At 64.8% G+C, this 22,130-nt stretch carries 19 protein-coding genes; 15 read left to right on the top strand and 4 right to left on the bottom strand.

Annotated features, from left to right (window positions below):
* The first annotated feature begins 24 nt into the window (after positions 1–24).
* From B015_RS0127615 to B015_RS0127595, 5 genes are all read left to right on the top strand, one after another.
* On the top strand, positions 25–819 hold the full coding sequence (locus tag B015_RS0127615; protein WP_018431008.1) for an aspartate/glutamate racemase family protein: 795 nt from the start codon (positions 25–27) through the stop codon (positions 817–819).
* Between the two features lie 259 nt (positions 820–1,078).
* Positions 1,079–2,404, top strand: coding sequence for an NAD(P)H-dependent oxidoreductase (locus B015_RS0127610; RefSeq protein WP_018431007.1), 1,326 nt, complete (start codon positions 1,079–1,081; stop codon positions 2,402–2,404).
* A 2-nt stretch (positions 2,405–2,406) separates the two neighbouring features.
* On the top strand, positions 2,407–3,435 hold the full coding sequence (locus B015_RS0127605) for a thiamine pyrophosphate-dependent dehydrogenase E1 component subunit alpha (protein ID WP_018431006.1): 1,029 nt from the start codon (positions 2,407–2,409) through the stop codon (positions 3,433–3,435).
* The gene (locus B015_RS0127600) at positions 3,435–4,433 is read left to right on the top strand and encodes an alpha-ketoacid dehydrogenase subunit beta (protein WP_018431005.1); all 999 of its coding nucleotides are present in this window, start codon (positions 3,435–3,437) and stop codon (positions 4,431–4,433) included. The genes B015_RS0127605 and B015_RS0127600 overlap by 1 nt, the downstream gene beginning before the upstream one ends.
* Positions 4,434–4,436: 3 nt before the next feature.
* Positions 4,437–5,801 carry an acetoin dehydrogenase dihydrolipoyllysine-residue acetyltransferase subunit gene (locus B015_RS0127595; RefSeq protein ID WP_018431004.1) on the top strand — a complete coding sequence of 455 codons (1,365 nt, stop codon included), beginning with the start codon at positions 4,437–4,439 and terminating at the stop codon, positions 5,799–5,801.
* A gap of 121 nt (positions 5,802–5,922) precedes the next feature.
* On the opposite strand, the gene B015_RS0127590 is transcribed toward B015_RS0127595, so the two are convergent.
* Both B015_RS0127590 and B015_RS0127585 read right to left on the bottom strand, forming a co-directional pair.
* Positions 5,923–6,591, bottom strand: a complete 669-nt coding sequence (locus tag B015_RS0127590) for an HAD family phosphatase (RefSeq protein ID WP_018431003.1) — start codon at positions 6,589–6,591, stop codon at positions 5,923–5,925.
* A 94-nt stretch (positions 6,592–6,685) separates the two neighbouring features.
* Positions 6,686–7,315: a hypothetical protein gene (locus B015_RS0127585; RefSeq protein ID WP_018431002.1), complete on the bottom strand. Its 630-nt coding sequence runs from the start codon at positions 7,313–7,315 to the stop codon at positions 6,686–6,688.
* A gap of 194 nt (positions 7,316–7,509) precedes the next feature.
* Between B015_RS0127585 and B015_RS0127580 the strand changes: the two genes are divergently transcribed.
* The 5 genes from B015_RS0127580 (at position 7,510) to ptsP (ending at position 12,303) form a co-directional block, all read left to right on the top strand.
* Complete coding sequence (locus B015_RS0127580) at positions 7,510–7,944, top strand: transcriptional regulator GutM (protein WP_018431001.1); 435 nt, start codon at positions 7,510–7,512, stop codon at positions 7,942–7,944.
* A gap of 52 nt (positions 7,945–7,996) precedes the next feature.
* A complete protein-coding gene (locus B015_RS0127575; protein ID WP_026227813.1) occupies positions 7,997–8,755 on the top strand; it encodes a PTS glucitol/sorbitol transporter subunit IIC in 759 nt (252 codons plus the stop codon).
* Positions 8,756–8,771: 16 nt separating this feature from the next.
* A complete protein-coding gene (locus tag B015_RS0127570) occupies positions 8,772–9,779 on the top strand; it encodes a PTS glucitol/sorbitol transporter subunit IIB (RefSeq protein ID WP_018430999.1) in 1,008 nt (335 codons plus the stop codon).
* Between the two features lie 113 nt (positions 9,780–9,892).
* On the top strand, positions 9,893–10,273 hold the full coding sequence (locus tag B015_RS0127565; protein ID WP_018430998.1) for a PTS glucitol/sorbitol transporter subunit IIA: 381 nt from the start codon (positions 9,893–9,895) through the stop codon (positions 10,271–10,273).
* A gap of 47 nt (positions 10,274–10,320) precedes the next feature.
* Entirely contained in the window at positions 10,321–12,303 is a 1,983-nt protein-coding gene (gene ptsP / locus B015_RS0127560) for a phosphoenolpyruvate--protein phosphotransferase (RefSeq protein ID WP_026227812.1), read from the top strand.
* 43 nt (positions 12,304–12,346) lie between these two features.
* Here ptsP and B015_RS0127555 read toward each other — a convergent pair whose 3' ends face one another.
* Positions 12,347–13,129 (bottom strand): hypothetical protein, encoded by a 783-nt coding sequence (locus tag B015_RS0127555; protein ID WP_026227811.1) that lies wholly within the window; start codon positions 13,127–13,129, stop codon positions 12,347–12,349.
* 325 nt (positions 13,130–13,454) lie between these two features.
* Between B015_RS0127555 and B015_RS0127550 the strand changes: the two genes are divergently transcribed.
* The gene (locus B015_RS0127550) at positions 13,455–14,432 is read left to right on the top strand and encodes a sugar-binding transcriptional regulator (protein ID WP_245262430.1); all 978 of its coding nucleotides are present in this window, start codon (positions 13,455–13,457) and stop codon (positions 14,430–14,432) included.
* A gap of 66 nt (positions 14,433–14,498) precedes the next feature.
* On the opposite strand, the gene B015_RS0127545 is transcribed toward B015_RS0127550, so the two are convergent.
* Positions 14,499–16,694: an esterase-like activity of phytase family protein gene (locus B015_RS0127545; RefSeq protein ID WP_026227810.1), complete on the bottom strand. Its 2,196-nt coding sequence runs from the start codon at positions 16,692–16,694 to the stop codon at positions 14,499–14,501.
* Between the two features lie 346 nt (positions 16,695–17,040).
* Here B015_RS0127545 and B015_RS0127540 point away from each other — a divergent pair, with 346 nt between their 5' ends.
* The 4 genes from B015_RS0127540 (at position 17,041) to B015_RS0127525 (ending at position 22,019) form a co-directional block, all read left to right on the top strand.
* The gene (locus tag B015_RS0127540; RefSeq protein ID WP_018430993.1) at positions 17,041–18,294 is read left to right on the top strand and encodes a sarcosine oxidase subunit beta family protein; all 1,254 of its coding nucleotides are present in this window, start codon (positions 17,041–17,043) and stop codon (positions 18,292–18,294) included.
* A gap of 68 nt (positions 18,295–18,362) precedes the next feature.
* A complete protein-coding gene (locus B015_RS0127535; RefSeq protein WP_018430992.1) occupies positions 18,363–18,623 on the top strand; it encodes a sarcosine oxidase subunit delta in 261 nt (86 codons plus the stop codon).
* Positions 18,623–21,499, top strand: a complete 2,877-nt coding sequence (locus B015_RS0127530) for a sarcosine oxidase subunit alpha family protein (RefSeq protein ID WP_018430991.1) — start codon at positions 18,623–18,625, stop codon at positions 21,497–21,499. Before B015_RS0127535 ends, B015_RS0127530 begins: the two co-directional genes overlap by 1 nt.
* Positions 21,492–22,019 (top strand): sarcosine oxidase subunit gamma family protein, encoded by a 528-nt coding sequence (locus tag B015_RS0127525; RefSeq protein WP_018430990.1) that lies wholly within the window; start codon positions 21,492–21,494, stop codon positions 22,017–22,019. Before B015_RS0127530 ends, B015_RS0127525 begins: the two co-directional genes overlap by 8 nt.
* Positions 22,020–22,130: the final 111 nt, after the last annotated feature.

The raw sequence follows: 22,130 nt of genomic DNA, 5'->3' as shown, positions 1-22,130 counted from the left end.
GACAACAAGAACGAAGAGCACATCATGACCATCGCACCCCAGCCGACCGGCCAGGCCGGCCTTGTTTCGAACACCGAAAACATCGCCTTCGAGACCGACAACGGTATCGGCGAAGTGGCCAATCTCGGCCTGCTTGTGCTGCGCACCGACCAGACCATCGAGGACGAGTTCCGCTTCGCGCTGCCGGACGGGGTGGCGCTCTACGAGGCGCGGCTGCATTCGCCGGTCGAAATCACGCCCGACAATCTGCGCAAGATGGAAGCCGACATTCCCGGCACCGTCGGCCTGTTGCCGGACGTGCGTTTCGACGTCATCGGCTTCGGCTGCACCTCGGGCGCGCTGGTGATCGGCGAGAGCCAGGTGGCCAAGCGGGTCCGCGAAGTCATGCCCGGCGTCAAGGTTACCGACCCGGTGACAGCGGCGCTCGCTGCTTTCAAGGCGATGGGTGCCAAAAAGATCGCGCTGCTCACTCCCTACATTGCCACGATCAACCATTCGCTGCGCGAGGCCTTCATGGCGCGCGGCCTGGAGATTCCGGTCATGGGGTCGTTCAACGAGCCCGACGACAACCTCGTGGCGCGCATCACCACCGATGCAATCGAAAAGGCGATCCTCAGCATCGGAGCTTCCGACGATTGCGAAGCAGTGTTTGTGTCCTGCACCAGCCTGCGTGTTGCCCGCATCGCCGAAAGCGTCGAGAAGAAGCTCGGCAAGCCTGTGACATCAAGCAACCACGCCATGGCCTGGCACATGCTGCGGCTGGGCGGCTACGACAAGCCGATCGAAGGTCTCGGCAAGCTCTACCGCACCGCCCTGTAGAAGGGCAGGGGCCTTCATCCTCGCAACAGCGTTCTTCGAAATGCAGATGGCCCGGGCGCTGACCCGGGCCATCTGCATTTCGACGTGCTTCATATGTGCGCAGGCTCACTGTCCGCACACGTACATTTGTCATTCCTGAATGTGAATTGTATCGGAATTCACAGCCTGGATTTGGACATTCGTATTGACAGAAATACATATGTTCAATACCACTCGATCACTGAAAGCAGCAGCTTGCCGTGTTCGGGAGGACCACCAGATGACGATCAACGTAGCGCCTGTGGGCTTGGCGCGAGACCTCGTGGAGCGGCAGAAGTCGGGCAAGCCGATCCGCATCGGCCTGATCGGTTCGGGCGAGATGGGCACCGACATCGTGGCGCGGGTGGCGCATATGCCGGGTATCGAGGTCGGCGCGATCTCAGAGCTCAATTTGCCCAACGCGCATCGCGCCGTCGACATCGCCTACCAGGAAAAGGGCCATGCCCGCGAAGTCGCCTCCGGCTCGGCGATGAGCGAGGCGATCGAGGCGGGCAAGGTTGCGGTGACCAACGATGCCGACCTGATCCTCAACAGCGGCCTGATCGACGTCGTCATCGATGCGACCGGCGTGCCCGCCGTCGGTGCCGAGATCGGCCTGCGCGCCATGGAGCATGGCAAGCATCTTGTCATGATGAATGTCGAGGCCGATGTCACCATCGGCGCCTATCTCAAGTCGGAGGCCAACCGTCTCGGCGTCACCTATTCGCTGGGCGCCGGCGACGAGCCGTCGTCCTGCATGGAGCTGATCGAGTTCGTTTCGGCGATGGGCCACACCATCGTTGCCGCCGGCAAGGGCAAGAACAACCCGCTCAACATCGATGCCGTGCCGCACGACTATGCCGAGGAAGCCAGGCGCCGCAACATGAACGTGCGTATGCTGGTCGAGTTCGTCGACGGCTCCAAGACCATGGTCGAGATGGCGGCGATCGCCAATGCCACCGGCCTCGTTCCCGACAAGGCCGGCATGCACGGTCCGGCGGCGACGCTGCCCGAACTCAACAAGGTGCTGATCCCCGAAAAGGACGGCGGTGTTTTGTCCAAGGTCGGCGTCGTCGACTATTCGATCGGCAAGGGTGTGGCTCCAGGCGTCTTCGTCATCGCCGACATGTCGCATCCGCGCATTCGCGAGCGCATGGAAGACCTGAAGATGGGTCATGGCCCGTATTTCACCTTCCACCGGCCTTACCATTTGACCTCGCTCGAGGTGCCGCTGACCTGCGCCCGCGTGGTGCTCTATGGCAAGGCCGACATGGTGCCGCTGGCAAAGCCGGTGGCCGATGTCTGCGCGGTGGCCAAGAAGGACCTCGCACCCGGCGATGCGCTCGACGCCATCGGCGAATACACCTATCGCGCCTGGATCATGACCGCTGGCGAGGCACGCGCCGCAAAAGCCATCCCCTGCGGCCTGCTGCAGGGCGGCACGGTCACCGCCCCGATCAGGAAGGGTGAGCTGATCACCACGGCCAATGCCGCGGTTGCGCCAAACTCGAAGATCGCCGAGCTCAGGGCACGGCAGGACAAACTGGTCTATGGAGCGGAGGCGTAATCGTGGCCCAGGCTAAGACCAAGGACCTGCCGGCAGGCGCGAACCTGCCCTTCATCTACCGCGAATACAGTGCCGAGCGCCTGAAGCAGGCACTGCACAAGATGTACCTTATCCGCCAGTTCGAAGAGGGCGCGGAAGAGTCCTACATGCGCGGCCTGATCCACGGCACCATGCACCTGTCCATCGGCCAGGAGGCGAGCGCCATGGGCATCTGCATGCCGCTCACCAATGACGACCAGATCACCTCGACCCATCGCGGCCACGGCCACTGCATCGCCAAGGGTGCGGAAGTGTCGAAGATGTTCGCCGAGTTCTTCGGCAAGACCACGGGTTATTGCCGCGGCCGCGGCGGTTCGATGCACATTGCCGACGTCTCCACCGGTAATCTCGGCGCCAACGGCATCGTCGGCGGCGGCATTCCGATCGCCGTGGGTGCGGCACTGACCGCCAAGCGCCTGAAATCCGACCGCGTCGTCATCTCCTTCTTCGGCGACGGCGCCAACAATGAGGGCGCCTTCCACGAGGCGCTCAACATGGCCTCGCTGTGGAAGCTGCCGGTCATCTTCGTCTGCGAGAACAACGGTTACGGCATGTCGACCTCGATGGCCCGCTCGACGGCGGTGCCCAATGTCGCCGACCGAGCCGCCGCCTATTCGATGCCGGGTGTGATCGTCGACGGCAACGTTCTGTCCGAAGTCGCCGAGGCCAGCCACGAGGCTGTACGCCGCGCCCGGGCAGGGGAGGGGCCGACGCTGATCGAGTCCAAGACCTATCGCTACCGCGGCCACTCCAAGAGCGATCGCAACCGCTACCGGACCAAGGAAGAGATCGAGGACTGGATGACCAACCGCGATCCGATCGTCCGCTACGAGAATGAACTGATGGAATTCGGCATCATCGACCAGGCCGGCATCGAGGCGATCCGCGAGGCGGTGGCCAAGGAGATTGCCGACGGCATCGAGTTCGCCAAGGCGAGCCCGTCGCCCGAGATCCGCAATCTCGAACGCTACGTCTACACGGAGACTGTGTGATGGATCAGGCTGTGCGCGAGCTGAGCTATGCCCAGGCGATCCAGGAAGCCATGGCGATTGCGCTCGAGACCGACGAGCGTGTCTTCCTCATGGGCGAGGACATCGGCGTCTATGGCGGCGCCTTCCAGGTGACCGGCGACCTGGTCGAGCGTTTCGGCGCCGACCGCGTCATCGACACGCCGATCTCGGAACTTGGTGGCGCCGGCGTTGCCGTGGGTGCGGCGGTGACCGGACTGCGTCCAATCTTCGAATTCCAGTTCTCCGACTTCGCCACGCTCGCCATGGAGCAGATCGTCAACCAGGCCGCCAAGATGCGCTACATGCTCGGCGGCGCGGTGTCGGTGCCCGTGGTGATGCGCTTTCCGGCGGGTTCCGGCACGGGTGCCGCTGCCCAGCACAGCCAGAGCCTCGAAGCTTGGCTCGGGCATGTGCCGGGCCTGAAAGTCATCCAGCCGGCGACGCCGCACGACGCCAAGGGCATGCTGCTCGCCGCCGTCGCCGATCCCGACCCGGTGATGATCTTCGAGCACAAGCTGCTCTACAAGACCAAAGGCCCGGTGCCCGAGGGCTATTACACCGTGCCGATCGGCAAAGCCGATATCCGTCGTGAGGGGCGCGACCTGACCATCGTCGCCACCTCCATCATGGTGCACAAGGCGCTCGAAGCGGCAAAGACGCTCGAGGCCGAGGGCATCGACGTCGAGGTCGTCGACCTGCGCACCGTCCGGCCGATGGACAAGGACACCGTCATTGCGAGCGTCAAGAAGACGTCGCGCCTGCTCTGCGTCTATGAAGGCGTGAAGACCCTCGGCGTCGGCGCCGAGGTCAGCGCCATGATCGCCGAGAGCGAGGCCTTCGATTTCCTCGACGCGCCGATCGTGCGCCTCGGCGGCGCCGAGACGCCGATCCCTTACAATCCGGAACTGGAAAAGGCGACCGTGCCGCAGGTGCCCGACATCCTCGCCGCCGCGCGTAGCCTCGCCACTGGGAGCCGTTAGGCCATGCCGGTCGAAGTAATCCTGCCCAAGGTCGACATGGACATGGCGACAGGGCGCATCTCGCGCTGGTATGTCGACGAAGGCGCTGCAGTCAAGAAAGGCGACCTGCTGTTCGAGATCGAGACCGACAAGGCGGCGATGGAAATCGACGCCCCCGCCTCGGGTACCATCCGCGACATAACAGGCAAGGAAGGCATCGACATCCCAGTCGGCGAAGCCGTCGCCTGGATCTATGCCGAAGGCGAAGCTGCCAAGCCGGCTCAGGACACGGCTCTCGAGGGTAAGCTGGCACCGGAAGTCACTACTATTGCGCCCGCTCCGGTTGCTGCTGTCCCGGTTGCGCCCTCAGAGCCCGCGCCAGTGACAGCCACCGCAGCGCTGAACGGTACGCGCGCCACGCCGCTTGCTCGCCGCCTCGCGGCGGAGGCTGGACTTGCACTCGACGCCATCGCAGGGTCCGGCCCCAGGGGCCGCGTCATGCGCAAGGATGTGGAAAGTGCCATGGCGACGCCAAGGCTGGAGGCGAAAGCCCCGGCGCAGCCCGACCCAATCGTTTCAAGGCCGGCGGCATCCTCCCAGCCGCTGTCGGCGCCACGGCGGCCCGCCAGCGCGGCCCCGCTGAACTTTGCCTGGCTGCGACAAGGCGAAGGGCGTCCGATCGTCCTGCTCCACGGCTTCGGCGCAGACCTCAACAGCTGGCGGCCGATGCTGGCCGCAGGTCCTGTCGACGCGCCGCTGCTGGCAATCGACCTGCCCGGACATGGCGGCTCGCCGCGCCTCACGCCGTCGGATCTCGACGCCATTGCATCGGATGTCGAGGCGACACTGGCAGCGCTCGATGTCGGCCCGCTGCTGCTGGTCGGCCACTCCTTCGGAGGTGCTGTGGCCGCAACCGTTGCGGAACGCGGCCATGCCGATGTGCGTGCCTTGGCACTCATCGCACCGGCTGGCCTCGGCCCCGAGATCAACGGCGCCTTCCTGCAGGGTTTCGTACGCGCCAAGAGTGAAGCGAGCTTGATGCCCTGGCTTCGTCAGCTGGTGGCCGACGAGCAGGTGTTGTCCAAGCCGTTCGTCAACGCCACACTGGCGCAGGCGGCAGACAGGGAACTGCGCGCAACGCAGGCCGAGATATCGGACCGCTTCTTCGCCGACGGCACCCAGACCTTCGACATCAGGGCCGTGCTGGCAGCCTTGCGCATTCCGGTGCGTGTCATCGTCGGCGCAAACGACAGGATCATCCCGGCGAGCCAGTCGCAGGGACTTCCCGGCGAAATTGCGCTGCATGTCTTTGCCGCCACCGGCCACATGCCGCAGGTCGAGCGTCGGGAGCAGGTGCTGAAGATCTTGCTGGAAATGGTGCGGGCGTAGGGCTCACCTCTCAATTGCCCCCTCACCCTTACCCTCTCCCCGTCCCTTTGCGGGAGAGGGTGCCGGCAGGCAGATGAGGGGTGGCGCAACCGCTACCCGATTACCCTCAAGCCAATCTGCCTCAGATAAACCCACGCTTCCGAAGCTCTGCCGCGACCTCGTCCCAGCTGCCGCACACCACCGCAGCACCAGCCGCCAAAAGCTCAGGGCCGTGGCCGTCATGGGTATGGCCGCCGCCGATGTAGCCAATCGCCGTCATGCCGGCCGCGACCGCGCCCTGCACGCCATAGCGGGAATCCTCGATGACTACGGAACGCTCAGGTGCAAAGCCCATCTTTTCGGCTGCGTAGAGAAAAATGTCGGGCGCGGGCTTGCCGTTCTTGACCATCGACGAACTGAAGATCGCCGCGCCGAAATAGTGCGCCAGGCCTGTCACCTCGAGGCTGTGGTTGATGCGCTCGACCGACGACGATGAAGCGACGCAGCGGGCGGCCTCGAGCTTGGACAAGAAGGCGGCAATGTCGAGCGTCGAGGCCAGCTGTTCGGTAAACAGCGCCTTGGTCTCGCCCCAGATGTCGCCGTTGGCGTGTTCGGGCAAAAGCTGGCCGGTGAGTTGGTGGATCTTGGCGATGATGTCGGCCTGCTTCATGCCGACGCAATGCGAGATCACTTCGGCCTCGATCGTGAGACCGTTCCTGGCATAGGCACGCACATAGGCAAGAGCCGCCAGCGGCTCGCTGTCGACCAACACGCCGTCGCAATCGAAAATCACCAGCTTATCGTTGGGCAAGTCGGTCTCCGGAAAATATCTGGCGCAGCGCCGTCGTTGGTCGAAATGCGGCTTGCCGCGGCCGGGCCGCAGCGCGGTCGCGATGGTTGAAGGTCTAGTCCTGGCCGATCGCGACGCGTTGCGGCGTGGCTTGGAGCGCGCGCTGCATGGCGCTGCGCTCTTCCGGCAGATCGGGTGCGAGCCAGTTGGGTTCGGCGCCGAGGAAACGGTCGAGATAGGCCACCGCATAGCTCGGCATCTCGGTCGTGTTCTCCTTGTAGGACCACCAGGTTCTGAGGTCGTCGGCGCAGGCATCGAGGGCAGGGGTGGCGCCGAACTCCTGCTCGAACACGGCCGCGATCGCACAGACGCAGTAGTTTGTGTAGACAAAGCCCTCGGGCCAGAAGCGCACGATCTCGGGCGCGTCTTCGGTGCCTGCGACCACCGGCATGCCGGCCGCGCTGACCGGCGCCTGGCGGATCAGTTCCTTCAGCGCCAGGCCCGCGGCGAAGACGATGAAGTCGGCGCGGTCGAGCCTGGCGTAGGATTTCTGGGCATTCACGATCTCGACCCAATCGAGAAAGATGCGCGTCAGCTTCTTCTCGTCTATGTCGAAATGGATGCCGTAGCGGGCGGTGACGGCGCGGGCACTGTTGCGGAAGGTGGCGCGGAACCAGCGCAGCTGCCTCAGCCTGTGTCCGAGGTCGGGCACAAGTGCCAGCTCGTTCTTGAAGAGAAGGTCCATGGTCGCAACGCTCCTGCCGGCTCCGGACGATACCACCGGCGGGCAAAATGCCAAATGCCGCTGTGGATGGAGGCACCGTATCGGCTCGCCTCAAGTTATACATATTGACATTCGTAAAGACAAATGTTCTTTGATCCATATGTGAGCGACCGGATATCCGGCCGCTCTTGGAGGACTTCGGGAGGAAGGGCCTAATGGCAATCTGGCAATGGGGATTGCTGCTGCTGGGCGTTGTCTGGGCGCTGCAATCGCTCGGCGTCTGGCTGCAGATGCGGCACTATTCCGACGTCTTCAAAGGCATCACCGCGAAGTACCAGGACGGCTATGTCGGCGCCGGCAATTGCCGCGGCCGCCTGGGCAAGGGCACGATCGCGCTCGTGGTGGTGACACCCGACCTGACGGTCCAGCGGCTCTTGACCATGACCGGGCGTTCGGTCTTCGCCAAGTTCCATCGTCATGAAAACCTTGAGGGGATGACCCTCGATCAGCTCCGGTCCAATCCCGCTGTTCTGGGAGAGGGGGAAACCGGTGTGGCGGAAGCCGTGAAGAAGGCGGTCGAGCAGATCGACCGTGCACGGCTCGAGCCGAAAGGGCCCGGCCTGGCCGGACTCAAGCCTGCAAGCCAGTAGGGACGCTGCCTGCGGGGCAATCTCGTTGGGGTGAGGAATCTAAGGAGGAGAAATGTCAGTCCTATCTATGTTGGCTCAGCATGCCGACATGGCCGTCCAGAACCTGCATGTGGCGGGTTCCATGGCCACGGATGCTGCAATTCACGGTAAGCTGGCCGTCAAGGGCGCGACCCACGACATGGTCGTGCTCGCACAGGCAAGCAGCGACATCACCGTTGAGCAGTTCAAGGAAAAGCTCAACACCGTCGCCAAGGAGGAGCAGCTGGGCTGGCTCACCAGCATCGGCAAATACTTCATCGGCATCTTCCAGAAGGGCGGCGAGGTTTTCGCCGGCTTCGTCACCGGCATCATCCCGACGCTCGTCGTGCTGATGACCGCCTTCTACGCGCTGACCGAGCTGGTCGGCGAGGAGAGGGTGCACGGCATCGCCCGAGGTGCTGGCCGTATTGCGCTGACCCGCTACACGGTTTTGCCGCTGATCTCGGTGTTCTTCCTGACCAACCCGATGGCCTACACCTTCGGCTCGTTCCTGGAAGAAAAGCACAAGCCCGCCTTCTACGACGCGGCCGTGTCCTACGTGCATCCGCCGCTCGGCCTGTTCCCGCACATCAACCCGGGCGAATACTTCGTCTGGGGCGGCATTCTCGTCGCTCTGCTCGAGCTCGAGAAGAAGGGCGTTGTTCCCGGCGGCTACCACATCCAGGTCGCCATCTGGTACGCCATCGTCGGCCTCGTCGTCATCCTGCTCAAGGGCATGCTGACCGAGCGCATCACCGCCATCATGGCACGCCGTCAGGGCGTCGAGCTGTAAGGGCGGGGAGGAGCACATGGCCAAGTCTTACAAGGCAGTCAAAATCTCCCGCGGCAAGAGCGGCTGGGGCGGTCCCCTGGTCGTCCAGCCGACGGATCAGCGCAACAAGATCGTCTCCGTCACCGGCGGCGGCATCCACCCGGTCGCAGCCCGCATCGCCGAGATGACCGGCGCGGAAGCCGTAGACGGCTTCAAGTCGCCGCCGGTCGAAGGCGAGATGGCGGTCGTCGTCGTCGATTGCGGTGGCACTGCGCGCTGCGGGGTCTATCCGCGCAAGCGCATTCCCACCGTCAACCTAACCCCGGTAGGGCAGGCGGGTCCGCTCGCCCAGTTCATCACCGAGGACATCTATGTGTCGGGCGTCAAGGAAAGCGACATCACCATGGCTGACGGCTCGGAAGCAGTGACATCGGCAGGCTCGGCCTCCAACGCCAACAACGCATCGTTCGCGACGGCGGCAAAGGCAGCTCCCGTGCCGACCAATGACGGCGGGTTCATCAACTTCGTCGCCAGCATCGGCCGTGTCATGGGTCGCGTCGTCGGCATCTTCTTCAATGCCGGCCGCCGCACCATCGACCAGGTCGTCCGCAACGTGCTGCCGTTCATGGCGTTCGTGACGATGCTGATCGGCCTGATCCTCTACACCGGCATCGGCGACGTGCTTGCCCAGCCGATGGGGCCATTGGCAAACAACATCGTCGGCCTGCTGATCATTTCCGCCATCTGCGGCCTGCCGTTCCTGTCGCCCATCCTGGGACCGGGCGCGGTCATCGCCCAGGTCATCGGCGTGGCGATCATCGGACCGCAGATCGCCAACGGCACGATTTCGCCGGCAATGGCTCTGCCGGCTCTGTTTGCCTACAACACCCAGGTGGGTTGCGACTTCGTGCCCGTCGGCCTGGCGCTCGGTGAGGCCAAGCCCAAGACCATCGAGATCGGCGTTCCCGCCGTTCTGATCAGCCGCCAGATCATGGGCCCGGTTTCGGTGCTCATCGCCTGGGTGGTCAGCCTGATCGTCTTCTAAGACATTGCCCGGCGGCACCTGTGCCGCCGGGCGCCTCACCGTCCGGCCAAGCCGGCGAAACGAATACCGCCCGGACAGCATTTCGGCCCGGGCCCAGAAAAAAGGCTTCGATCATGTCGGTTCATCTCAAGACGCACATCACGGCAATCGGACCGGAGGTGGCAGAGCTGGCCGAAGGCGGCGTGCTGATCCTGTTCGCCGACGGCGCCCCGCCGGAACTGGCGGAGGTATCGGTGCTGCACAAGACCGAGGTCGGCCCCAGCGACGCGGCGCCAACAGTCGGCGAAACCATCGCCATCGGCGAGTTGCAAGGCACCATCACCGCCATGGGCGACAGCGCCTGGAACAAGGTGCGCGAGATCGGCCACGTGGTCATCAATTTCAACGGCGCCAACGCTGCCGAACGGCCGGGCGAAATCTGCGCCTCCGTTATCGAAGGCGAGGTCCTCGTCGCCGCGCTGAAAACCGGCGCCGCCATCACAATCGGCCGCTGATCGCCGCGCCCGACGCGGCTATAGTGAACACGAACAAGAGACCGGACATGGAACGCTCGACGATCGTCAGAGTGCATGAAGGGCTGCACGCCCGCCCCGCCACCCGTTTCGTCAAGCTCGCCAAGAGCTTCGAAAGCGAGGTCGAGATCGTCAAGGACGGCAAGTCGGCCAGCGCCAAGAGTGCGGTCAAGCTGATGCTGCTCGCCGTCAAGGAAAACGACGAGGTGACGATCCGCACCAGGGGCGCCGACGAGATCGAGGCCGTGGAAGCGCTGATCGGCTATCTCGAAAACCCGCTTGCCGGTCTTGCCGAAGAACAGGCCCCGGCCGAGCCTGATGCCGCGGCCGCCGTGGGCGTGACGCTCAAGATCGAGCCGGCCAAGCCGGCGGCTGTAGAGGAAGAGATTTCGGGCGCGCTGAAGGGTGTAGCTGCCAGCGAAGGTTATGCTGTCGGCGCCGCTTTCGCCCACTTCCCGCCCGAGATCAAGCCAGAGCGCCGCAAGCTTTCGGTCGGCGAGATGGAAGCAGAACTCGTCCGCTTCACCGACGCGGTCGAGGTCGTTCAGGCGCGCATGAACGCTTCCCTCGCCTCCGATGCTCTTTCGGCCAACGACCGCGGCATCATCGCCGCCCTGCGTGACATCGCCGCCGACGACGAGTTGCGCGACGAGGTGGTCACAGCCATCAACACCGGCAGCGATGCGGTGACAGCAGTTATCGGCGCCGCCACTCGGATCGCTGCCCAGTTCGGCCAGGTCAACGACTCCTATCTGAACGCCCGCGCCGATGACGTGCAGTCGGTGGGCCGCCAGATCTGCCTGGCGCTGCTCGGCCAGGCAGATGCCAGCCTCGACGACATCCCCGAGGGCGCCATCCTGATCGCCGAGGACATCGGCGCCTGGGACCTGGCGCGCGCGCCGCTCAAGCGCATCGGCGGCATCGTCTGCGGCCATGGCGGCGCTACCTCCCACATCGCCATCATCGCCCGCGCCCATGGCATCCCAGCCGTGCTCGGCATGGGCCCGCAGGTCCACGAACTCGGCAAGGCGCGCGAGATCGCACTCGACGGCCACCGTGGTCATGTCGTCGCCAACCCCGAGGGCTCTGTTCTCACCGGCTTCCGCGCCCGCATCGATGAAGCCGCCCGTGAGCGCGAGGCGCTGAAGGCGTTTCGCGACACCACCCCGCGCCGCGCCGACGGGACGGTCATCGAAGTGGCCGCCAATATCGGCTCGCTCGAAGAGATCGACGCAGCCCGCGAGGCCGGCGCGATGGGTGTCGGCCTGTTCCGCACCGAACTATTGTTCATGCGGCACATGCACCTGCCGTCGGAAGACATGCAGGCCGAGACCTATGCAGCACTGGCCAAGGCGTTTGCACCCCATCCCGTCATCGTGCGCACGCTCGACATCGGCGGCGACAAGCCGATCTCGGGAATCGAATTTCCCGACGAGGAGAACCCGTTCCTCGGCTGGCGCGGCATCCGCATGTGTCTCGACCGGCCAGACATCTTCAAGCCGCAGCTCAGGGCTCTCCTGCGCGCTGCCGTCCATGGCAATGTCAAGGTGATGTTGCCGATGGTCGCCGACGTCGGCGAAGTGCGCGCCGCCCGCGCGCTGATCGAAACCTGCAAGGCCGAACTGGCCGCCGAGAAGGTCGCCTTCGGCGAGTTCCAGCTCGGCGTGATGATCGAGACGCCCGCGGCGGTGCTGATCGCGCCAGCGCTCGCGAAGGAAGTCGCCTTCTTCTCCATCGGCACCAACGACCTCACCCAGTACATCATGGCTGCCGACCGGCTGAACCCGACTGTCGCCAAGCTCAATGACGTCACCAATGTCGCTGTCATGTCGGCGATCGAGATGACGGCACGGGCAGGAGTGGCGGCTGGCATCATGGTCGGCATGTGCGGCGAGGCAGCCGGGCGGCCGGATCTCATCCCCGAATTCCTGCGCATGGGCCTGACCGAGCTGTCGATGAGCCCGGCCTCGATCCATCGGGCGAAGAAGAGGATCGCCGAGCTGGGGGCATAAGCCGTTTCTCTGGGCTGATCTATCCTGCGGAATAGGCAGCGCCCTATGGCAAATGCGCCAGCAGCACCCGGAAGATGTCGGTGAGGTCGGAAACCGGATCGTCGCCATCGAGCGCACGCACGATGCGGTCGCGACGAGCCTCGACCACCAGACCGGCGGCCTCCAGCAGATCGGCGTCGCTCAATCCCGAGGGCGACAGCGTTGCGATACCGGCCGCGAGCGCCACGGGCGCCAGCGGCAACAGCGTCGGATAAGCCTCGTTGGCTTCGGCGCCGGCCGACAACGACTGGCTCAGCAGCAATTCGACCAGAACAGCTGCGGCAACCGCGGCAACCGCCTCCAGCTTGCCATCAGGAGTTGCCGCGCGCATCCCTGCCAGCAGCTCGCCATAGCGGCGGCGGATGTCGAGATGGGCCTGCGAGAAACCGGCCTCGTGGAGCAGGGGGGCCGCTTCGCTCCGCTGGCGCGACCAGGCCTTCAGCGCGGCATAAAGATCCCTGCGGAACAGGCGCTCGCCCTCGACCGCAGCCGAGCTGCCGGTGGCGAAATAGGTATCGAAGCCATGCAGCCGCGCGCCATCGTCGGGCCGCACAATCGGCAGCAGCGACAGCGAAACGGTCTCCGCCATCGTCAAAGTATCGTCGACCACGCTTGCGGCACGACCCAACAGCCGCTCGATCTCGGCCGGTGGCGAAAACGGCTCGGTCCCAGGCGGACGGCGCGGCCCCCCGGGATTGTCGTGGCGGCTGGCGCGCACGACATGCCTGATGTCACGCAGGCGGTCCTTGATATTGACGACAACCTCTTCGGAGAGGCTTCTCAGCATGGCATGCTCCTGGGAGCGCCGAGCACCCATCAGGACGCACCACAGACGCTCCTACACTTTCACTCTACGCACCGCCCGGAAATCGGTTCCAATATGTCAGGCGACAGGTCTAGCACTTTGGGCCAAGGCCTCTCGCCATCTGGCGACCGACTCCCCGTTTCGGCGGCGGCTGTTGGCATTGCAGCATTGTTTGGTTCGGACTGCAAACTGTTGTCGGCTGCTCGGCGCTTGACCTTGGCACCGTTCCTTGAAAAGTGATGCAAACCAAAGCGGGGGAAACGGCGTGAACAAAGGCGTCAAAGGTTCGAGCGGCAAGACGCGTGGCATTGCGACGGCTAACGAGGCCGAGAACGCGCCGACCGACAGCCGCGCCGACCGGCTGCGCGTGCGCGCCGCCTGGATGTATTTCATCGAGCAGATGACCCAGAACGACATCGCCGAGGTGCTCGGCGTCGGCCGTGTCACCGTGGTCCGGATGCTGGCGGAGGCCCGCGCCCGCAACGAAGTCAAGATCGCCATCGAGGGCGATCTGTCCGACATCGTCAGGCAGGAGCGCGAGCTCGAAAGCATATTCGGCGTGCAGCGCGCCATCGTTGCCCCGCTTTCGGCCGAGGGCGCCGACCCGATCCCGGCGATCGGTGCCGCCACAGGCGACTATCTGTCAGAGGCGATGAAGTCGGGCATGTCGGTGGGCGTTGGCTGGGGTCGCACGCTGACCGGCACGCTGCCCTATATCAGCGCCAAGCCGCTTGCCGATTTCCGCGTCATCTCGCTGCTTGGCGGCGTCGGCGTCGCACGCCGCACCAACCCGGCCGAGTTCGCCTGGCGCTTCGCCCAGGCCTTCCAGGGCGACGGCTATCTCATTCCGGCGCCTGCGGTCGTCGACAGCATCGAGACCAAGCGTGCGCTGATCGAGCGCTGCGGCTTATCAGAAATTTTTGCGCTGGCCGATTCGCTCGATGCCGTGCTGGTCAGCGTCGGCGACATCGCGTCGGCCTCGACATTCTATCGCGGCGGCTTCCTGACCGAGGCAGAGCGCGAGAAGCTTATGGCCAAGGGCGCTGTGGGCGACCTTTTGTTCCACTTCTTCGACCGCGACGGCAATCTGGTCGACCATCCGATCAACGAGCTCGGCATGTCCGTCGATGTCGACCGCATCCGCCGGGCCCCGCTGCGCATCCTGACCTCTGGTGGTACCGATAAGATCGACGCGCTGCTCGGCGCCATGAAGCTGGTGAAGCCGACGGTTCTGATCACCGACGAGCACAGTGCCCGACGCATGATCGCCGCACAGGACACCTGACCAGATATCAACGGAAAAGGCCGCCGTGTCGCCACCGCGGCCTTTCCATTTCATGCCTGTCGCGCCTCAGTTGATGGCAGCGATGTTGCCGAGGCGCAGGAACAGCGTTTCGCCCGAGGAATCCTCGACGCCGTCATTGTCAGTGACGACATAGGCATCGCCCGCCTTGTCGATGGCAAAACCTTCGACCTTGTCGACGACATAGCCGTTGGTCGCGGCCTTGAGGTCGGGTACGAGGTCGCGCACCAGCGTCTTTTCGACCACCGGCAGCTCGCCGCCCAGCTTGACCGGTTTGAAGCCTTCGAGCGCCACCGAGTAGACGCGCTTGTTCTTGGCTTCCTGGCCGATCAGGTTGTCGCGCTCGATGATGAAGAGCTTGCCGTCATGGGCGGTGATTTCCGACAGGCCGACCCAGCCCTTCTCGGCGGCTTCGAGCGGATAGCGCACCGCCGACCACTCCTTGGCCTTGGGCTTGTAGGCGAGCAGCTTGACCTGCCCCTTGGGATCGTCGCCCCATTCGCGCTGCATGGCCATGACCAGCGTCAGGTCGTCGCCTTCGCCGATTGACGTGATGCCTTCGAGGCCGAAGCGGGTCTCGCCGGCGAGCAGTTCAGCCGGGAACGCCACCTCTTCCTTGATCTCGCCCTTGGCGTCGACCTTGTAGACGGCATGCGGCACCAACTTGTCGCTACGGCCTTCCGAGGCCAGCCAGAAGCCATCCTTGCCGTCGGAGACGATGCCTTCGAGGTCGAGCTTCTGAGCCGGCGCGCCATCACGGGTGACGACGGTCTTGGCCGTGATCAGGGCAGGGGTCCTGGTGGCGTCGATGGTGTAGATCGACGGCTGCGAACGATAGACCGAGTCGGACACGGCGTAGAGCTTGCCGGCCTCCTTCGGATCGGCGGCGAGGCCCGAAAGCGCGCCCCAGCCGATCGGCGTACCGTCATCCTTGAAGGACGAGACGATGTGCGGATAGGCGGCAGTGCCCTCGGCGCGCTCGTAGACCATGACATGCGAGCGGACGAGGCCGTCCTTGCCAAGATCGGTCTCGTTGGCTGTGACGAGCAGGTTGCGCTCAGGGATCGCCACAAGGCCTTCCGGGCCGACGCCCGAGGGCAGCAGTTGCTGGAATTCCGGCTCCTTGCCTGTGTCCTTGTAGACGCCGACGAGCGAAGCGCGCTCGGCGGCGACGAAGATCAGCTTGTCGGAACCGAAGGTCGCGACCTCGAGGCCTTCCGGCTCGATGCCCTTCTTGTTGCGGTGCTCGGGATAGTGGCCGGCCGCTGCTGCCTGGTATTCGAAGGACGGACCGGACTCGAACAGCACATCGCCCGTCCTGGAGAAGATGGTGAAGCCGCGGGCGCCGCCCTTGTAATCGCCTTCGTTGGCGACGACGAGGCGGTCGTCGTCAAGCCACTTCACGGCATCGGGCTCGCGCGGGCTGTTTTCGATCTTGCCGGAGAAGTTCAGCGCACCGTCCTTTTTGGTGTCGACCTTCTCGAGCGTCACTTCGCCGGCCGAAAAATGCGACACGATCTTGCCGGTCGCGGCATCGACAATGGCGACGTGGTTATTTTCCTGCAGCGTAACCGCGATCTCGCCCTTGTCGTTGAAGGACACGAATTCCGGCTCCGGATCCTCGGGCGCGATCTTGGCGATGCCGGTCATGTCGACGGTCTTGATCGTGGCGCAGTCAGGCGCGCCGTCCTTCAGCGAGACGATCTTGAGGAAGCCTGCGGGAAGCTGCGGCAGCTCGCCGTCGTTCAGCTCTTCGTCGCGCTCGTTCTCGATGGCGATGGCGAGGAACTTGCCGTCCTTGCTGAGCGCAACCGAATCGGGCTGGCCGCCAAGATCGCAGCTGGCGTCGATCTTCTTGGAGGCGAGGTCGATGACCGTCAGGTTGCCAGACGGCTCCTGCTTGCTCTTCGACGTGTTGACGCCGGCAAGAACCTTGGCGCCGGCGATGACCACCGAGGTCGGCTCGCCTTCGATCTTGACGATGCCGGCAGCCTTCGGCGCCTTGGGATCGGTGATGTCGACGAAGCCGACCGCACCCAGCGGGCTGTCGGAATAGACCAGCGTCATGCCGTCCTCGGAGGCCGCAATGATTTCCGACGACGTGGCCGTCGCCTGATCGACATCGGCGGGCAGATTCTGGGCCACGGGGAAGGTGGCGATGCGGTTGAAGACTTCGGCGGCGTTGGCGGGGAGCGCTGCCGACACACCGAGCGCGGTGGTCAAGAGCAGGAGCTTGCGGGACATGTTGCCTGACATGGTGAAACCTCTTTGCCTGAACGGAATTGCGCATCCCGTTTGCGGCAGCGAGATTTCAGCGCGATGACAGCTGGATGATGGTTTCGTGACAGCTGTGGACGTCGCGGCCCGACGGTGCCGACATTCTGCCACCAGGCGTTCCAACACAGAGTTTTCTCATCTAGACATTGGTGTACACTGCGACTAGTTTCGCGGGCTGATCGGGGAGGTCCGGAAATCGCGCGCAAGCTCGCTTGCCTCGGCCGCACTTACCCACGACCTGGTTGAGCGGGGCGCAAGCCTCGCACTGGCCGGGCGAGCCTAGGGTACGGCCCACACCGGGAAACATGAACGAATGACCAGCCGATATTCCGCTTTTTCGCTGTTCAAGGAAGGCCTGGCAGGCCAGAAGGGCTGGGTGCCGGCCTGGAGGTCGCCCGAGCCGAAGGCGAGTTACGACGCCATCATCATCGGCGGCGGCGGACACGGCCTGGCTACGGCTTATTATCTGGCCCGCGCGCATGGCATCACCAATGTCGCTGTGCTTGAAAAGGGCTGGATCGGCGGCGGCAATACCGGCCGCAACACGACCGTGGTGCGCTCCAACTATTATTACCCTGAGAGCGTGGCGCTCTACGGGCTGGCGCACAAGCTCTACGAGGGCCTGTCCAAGGAGCTGAACTACAACGTCATGCTGTCGCAGCGCGGCATGGTCACGCTGTGCCACAGCATGAACGAGCTGGAGATCGCGGCACGTACCGTCAACGCCATGCAGATCAACGGCACCGACGCCGAACTCTACATGCCGGAGGATGTCAGGCGCGTCGCGCCGATCTACAATTTCGAGCCCGATGCGCGCTTTCCCGTCTTCGGCGGCGTCTGGCAGGGCAGGGCAGGCACGGCGCGCCACGATGCGGTGGCCTGGGGCTACGCACGCGGGGCAAGCCGGCTTGGCGTCGACATCATCCAGAACTGCGAGGTCACCGACTTCATCGTCGAGGGCGGACGCTGCCGCGGGGTGCAGACCACGCGCGGCACCATGCGCGCCGAGCGTATCGGCATGGCGGTGGCAGGCCATTCCTCGGTGCTTTCGGCCAAGGCCGGCTTCCGCCTGCCGATCAACTCCTATGCGCTGCAGGCCTGTGTGTCCGAGCCGGTCAAGCCGATCCTCGACACGGTGGTGCTGTCGCCCGGGCCTGGCGTCTATGTCAGCCAGTCGGACAAGGGCGAGATGGTGATCGGCGGGGCGCTCGACCGCATCCCGTCCTACGGCCAGCGCGGCAATTTGCCGACGCTCGAAGGGGTGATCGCCGGGCTGCTCGAAATGTTCCCGGCTTTTGGCCAGCTCAAGCTGATGCGGCAATGGGCGGGCATCGTCGACGTGGTGCCTGATTCCTCGCCCATCATCGGCGAGTCGCCGCTGCCCGGCCTGTTCCTCAACTGCGGCTGGGGAACCGGTGGCTTCAAGGCCATTCCGGCCGGCGGCACGCTTCTGGCACATCTGCTGGCCACCGGCCGGCATCACGACATCAGCCGGCCATTCGATCTCGACCGCTTCGTCACCGGGCGGCTGCTCGACGAAGCCGCCGGCTCCGGCATCGCACATTAGTTTTGACGCGATTTCCGGGCGGACAAGCGCTTCACGTTTTTCGCTGGAATTGCTCGAGGACCCGACACATGCAGCTCTTCAATTGTCCTTTCTGCGGTCCACGCGACGAGACCGAGTTTCACTTCGGCGGCGAGGCCGGCAACCTCAGACCCGACGGCGACGTGCCGGCGGAGCGCTGGGCCGGCTATCTCTACATGCGCAACAATCCGAAAGGTGCGGCGCGCGAGGTCTGGGTCCACATGAATTGCGGCGAGTTCTTCGTCATGGAGCGAGACAGCGTCAGCCACACCGTGTCAGGCTCGACCTCGCTTGGTGGGGAGCACGCCTGATGGTCACGTCGCGTCTTTCTTCGGGCGGCAGCGCCATCGACCGGTCGCGTCCGATCAGCTTCAGCTTCGACGGGCGGACCGTGCAGGGCTTCGAGGGCGACACCATCGCCTCGGCGTTGCTCGCCGCCGACGTGGCGGTCGTCGGCCGCAGCTTCAAATATCATCGTCCGCGCGGTATCTGGGGCGCCGGCGTCGAGGAGCCGAATGCACTGGTCGACGTCTCCGGCAGCGTGCTGGCGACACCCAATACCCGCGCCACGACCGAGCCTGCGCGCGAAGGACTGGCTGCCAGAAGCGTCAACGCCACACCCGATGCAGCCAGTGACCGCAACGCCTTCATCGACCGCTTCTCGCGCTTCATTCCGGCTGCCTTCTACTACAAGACCTTCATGTGGCCGGACTGGCACTTGTTCGAGCCGCGCATCCGCGCCATGGCCGGCTTGGGCGCCGTCGACGCCGACTGGACGAGGCCGGGCGCCGCCGACCAGATCAACCGGCATTGCGATGTGCTGGTGGTTGGTGCAGGGCCGGCGGGTCTCGCTGCTGCGAGGCACGCCGCGCAGGCAGGCAAAAAGGTGATACTGGTCGACGACCAGATCAACCCGGGCGGCTCGCTGCAGCATCGCAACAGTGAGATCGACGGGAAGCCCGCCGCAGAATGGAGTGCGGCGACAGTGGCCGAACTCAGGGCCGGCGGTCATCTCGTGCTGGGCTCGACCACGGCCTTCGGCATCTACGACCATCATCTCGTCGGCCTCAACCAGCGCCATTTCGATAGCCGGCCCGACACGCTGTGGCGGGTCAGGCCGCGCCGTATCGTGCTCGCCACCGGCGCCATCGAGCGGCCGCTTCCTTTCGCCAACAACGACCTTCCCGGTATCATGTCGGCGGACGCTGCTTTGTCCTACCTGCGCCGCCATGCCGTGCTCACCGGTCGTCGCATAGTCGTCGCCACCAACAACGACAGTGCCTATGAGGTGGCAGCAGCACTGGCTGCTGCAGACGCGGAGATCACTCTCGTCGACATTCGCAAGGACGGCCAGCCGGCGGCGCCCGCCGGCGTGAAGCTGCTTTCGGGACGCAGCGTGGTTGCCGCGCGCGGCCGCATGCGGGTCGAGGGTGTGCTGCTCGACGACGGCACGATGCTTGTCGCCGACTGCGTTGCGATCTCGGGTGGCTGGACGCCGTCGGTCCACCTGTTCTGCCAGGCGAGGGGCAAACTCGCCTGGCATGAAGCCCGCGCCGCCTTCCTGCCAGGCGATCCCGTCGACGGCATTGCGGTTGCAGGTGCGTTGGCCGGCGCGGTTTCGCTGTCGGAGGTCTTCGAAAGCGCGGCGAAGGCTGTCGGTGCCGATCAGGCTGCACCTCGAAGCACCGGCCACGAAGCGACCGGCGGCATCCAGCCGGCCTGGCCGATGCCGGGCCAGAAGGGGCGCATCTGGATCGACTACCAGAACGATGTCACCGCCAAGGACGTCGAGCTCGCGGCGCGGGAGAACTTCATCTCGGTCGAGCATCTCAAGCGCTACACCACGCTGGGCATGGCGACCGACCAGGGCAAGACCTCGAACCTCGCGGGCCTTGCGCTAATGGCCGGCATCACCGGTCGCAGCGTACCGGAGGTCGGCACCACGACCTATCGGCCGCCTTTCACGCCGGTGCCGCTGGCGAGCTTCGCCGGTCTTACAGGGGGCGAACTGATGTCGCCCGTCCGCCGGTTGCCGCTGGAAAACATCCATCGCTCGATGGGCGCTACCTTCCAGGAATATGGCGGTTGGCTGCGGCCGGCGCACTACGGCGCAAAAGGCGTCGACGCCGGGCAGGCGATCCAGGACGAGGCGCTGCGCGCCCGCAAGTCCGTCGCACTTTTCGACGGTTCGACGCTGGGCAAGATCGAAGTGATCGGCCCGCAGGCGGCCGCATTCGTCGACTTCATCTACTACAACACCATGTCGACGCTGAAGCCGGGGCGCTGCCGCTATGGCTTCATGCTGTCGGAGAACGGCGTCGTGTTCGACGATGGTATCCTGGTGCGGCTCGACGAGCATCGCTTCATCGTGTCCTGCTCGTCATCGCATGTCGCCTCTGTCCATGCCCGGCTGGAAGAATGGCGGCAGGACCGTTTCGGCCGCGACGCAGTTTACGTCCACAACGCCACCTCGGACTGGGCGACGCTGACCGCTTCGGGTCCACAGGCGAAAACGCTGGTCGCCGCACTCGACCTTGGCGTGGATCTCGATGATGCGGCGCTCCCGCATATGGCGATCGCCGAGGGACGGTTCGAAGGCGAGATCGTGCGCGTGGCACGCGTCAGCTTCACCGGCGACCGCAGCTACGAGATTTCGATCCGTGCTGATCGATCCGAAGCGCTTTGGACGCGGATGCAGCAGGCCGGCAAGCCGCTCGACGCGGTGGCCATCGGCCTTGAGGCCCTGATGATCCTGCGCGCCGAGAAGGGCTACATCGTCATCGGCAAGGACACCGACGGCACCACCATGCCACACGACCTTGGCGTCGACGGGCCGCGGCAGAAGCGCCGAAACGAATTTGTCGGACGGCGGTCGCTGTTCACCGAAGTGGCGACGCAAGGCCGGCGCCAGCAACTGGTCGGGCTTGCCGTGGCCGAAGGCGAGCAGCCCTTGCCGACCGGCGCACATGGCATCGTCCGCGAAGGCGGCAAGGTCAGGAGCCAGGGCTTCGTGACGTCGAGCTACTTCAGCCCGACGCTCGGACACGCAATCGCGCTCGCGCTGATCGAGGACGGTTCGGCCCGCCACGGCGAGGTCATCGAACTCCAGCATCTGGGCGTGCTCAGGCGCGCCACCATCGCGGCCCCTTGCGCCTTCGACCTTTCAGGAGACCGGCTCAATGCGTAATCTCGCCGAGAAATGGACTGTGGTTCCGGATTGGGCAGAGGCGACGATCGAGGCGCCGGGCTTGAAAGCCAGGGCGGTCATCGGCCTGAACCAGTACCTTGTGAGCGGTAATCTCGAGGCCTGGAGCACGGTATCGGGGCTGCCCGCAAAGGGCATCGGCGCGCTGGGCGAAGCCAGGGGCGACGCCTATGCGGTGCAGGTGGCACGCAACCGGCTGCTGGTTGTCTCTGCAGCAACATCCGGCATCGAAGCTGGTTGGCATGCCGATGGCTTCGCAGTGACGCCAGTCAATGCCGGCCACCACCTGTTCGAAGTGGAAGGTTCAGCCCAGATGGAACTGGTGGCGCGAGCGACCACGCTCGACCCCGCTGCGCCGAGCGCTTCGGCGGCGCTGTCTTTTGCCGGCGCAAATGCTGTGGTCTATCGCCACGGCGGCAAGCTTCGCATCCACGTCGACCGGGCGCTTGCGACCTATCTGTGGACCTGGATGCAGACAGCAGCAACCAACATCGCCGCGTAGACACACTTGGTCGACTAGAAACTCCGGGCACGGAACATGCCTGTCGCCCGACACCACCCCCGGCGCGGCAGGCCAAGCGCCGATGGAAATGTCGCATAATCTATCTTATGG

Source organism: Hoeflea sp. 108 (assembly GCF_000372965.1).
Lineage (GTDB): Bacteria > Pseudomonadota > Alphaproteobacteria > Rhizobiales > Rhizobiaceae > Aminobacter.
Note: the sequence above shows the minus strand (reverse complement) of the source record. Positions and strands in the feature narration are given on the sequence as shown.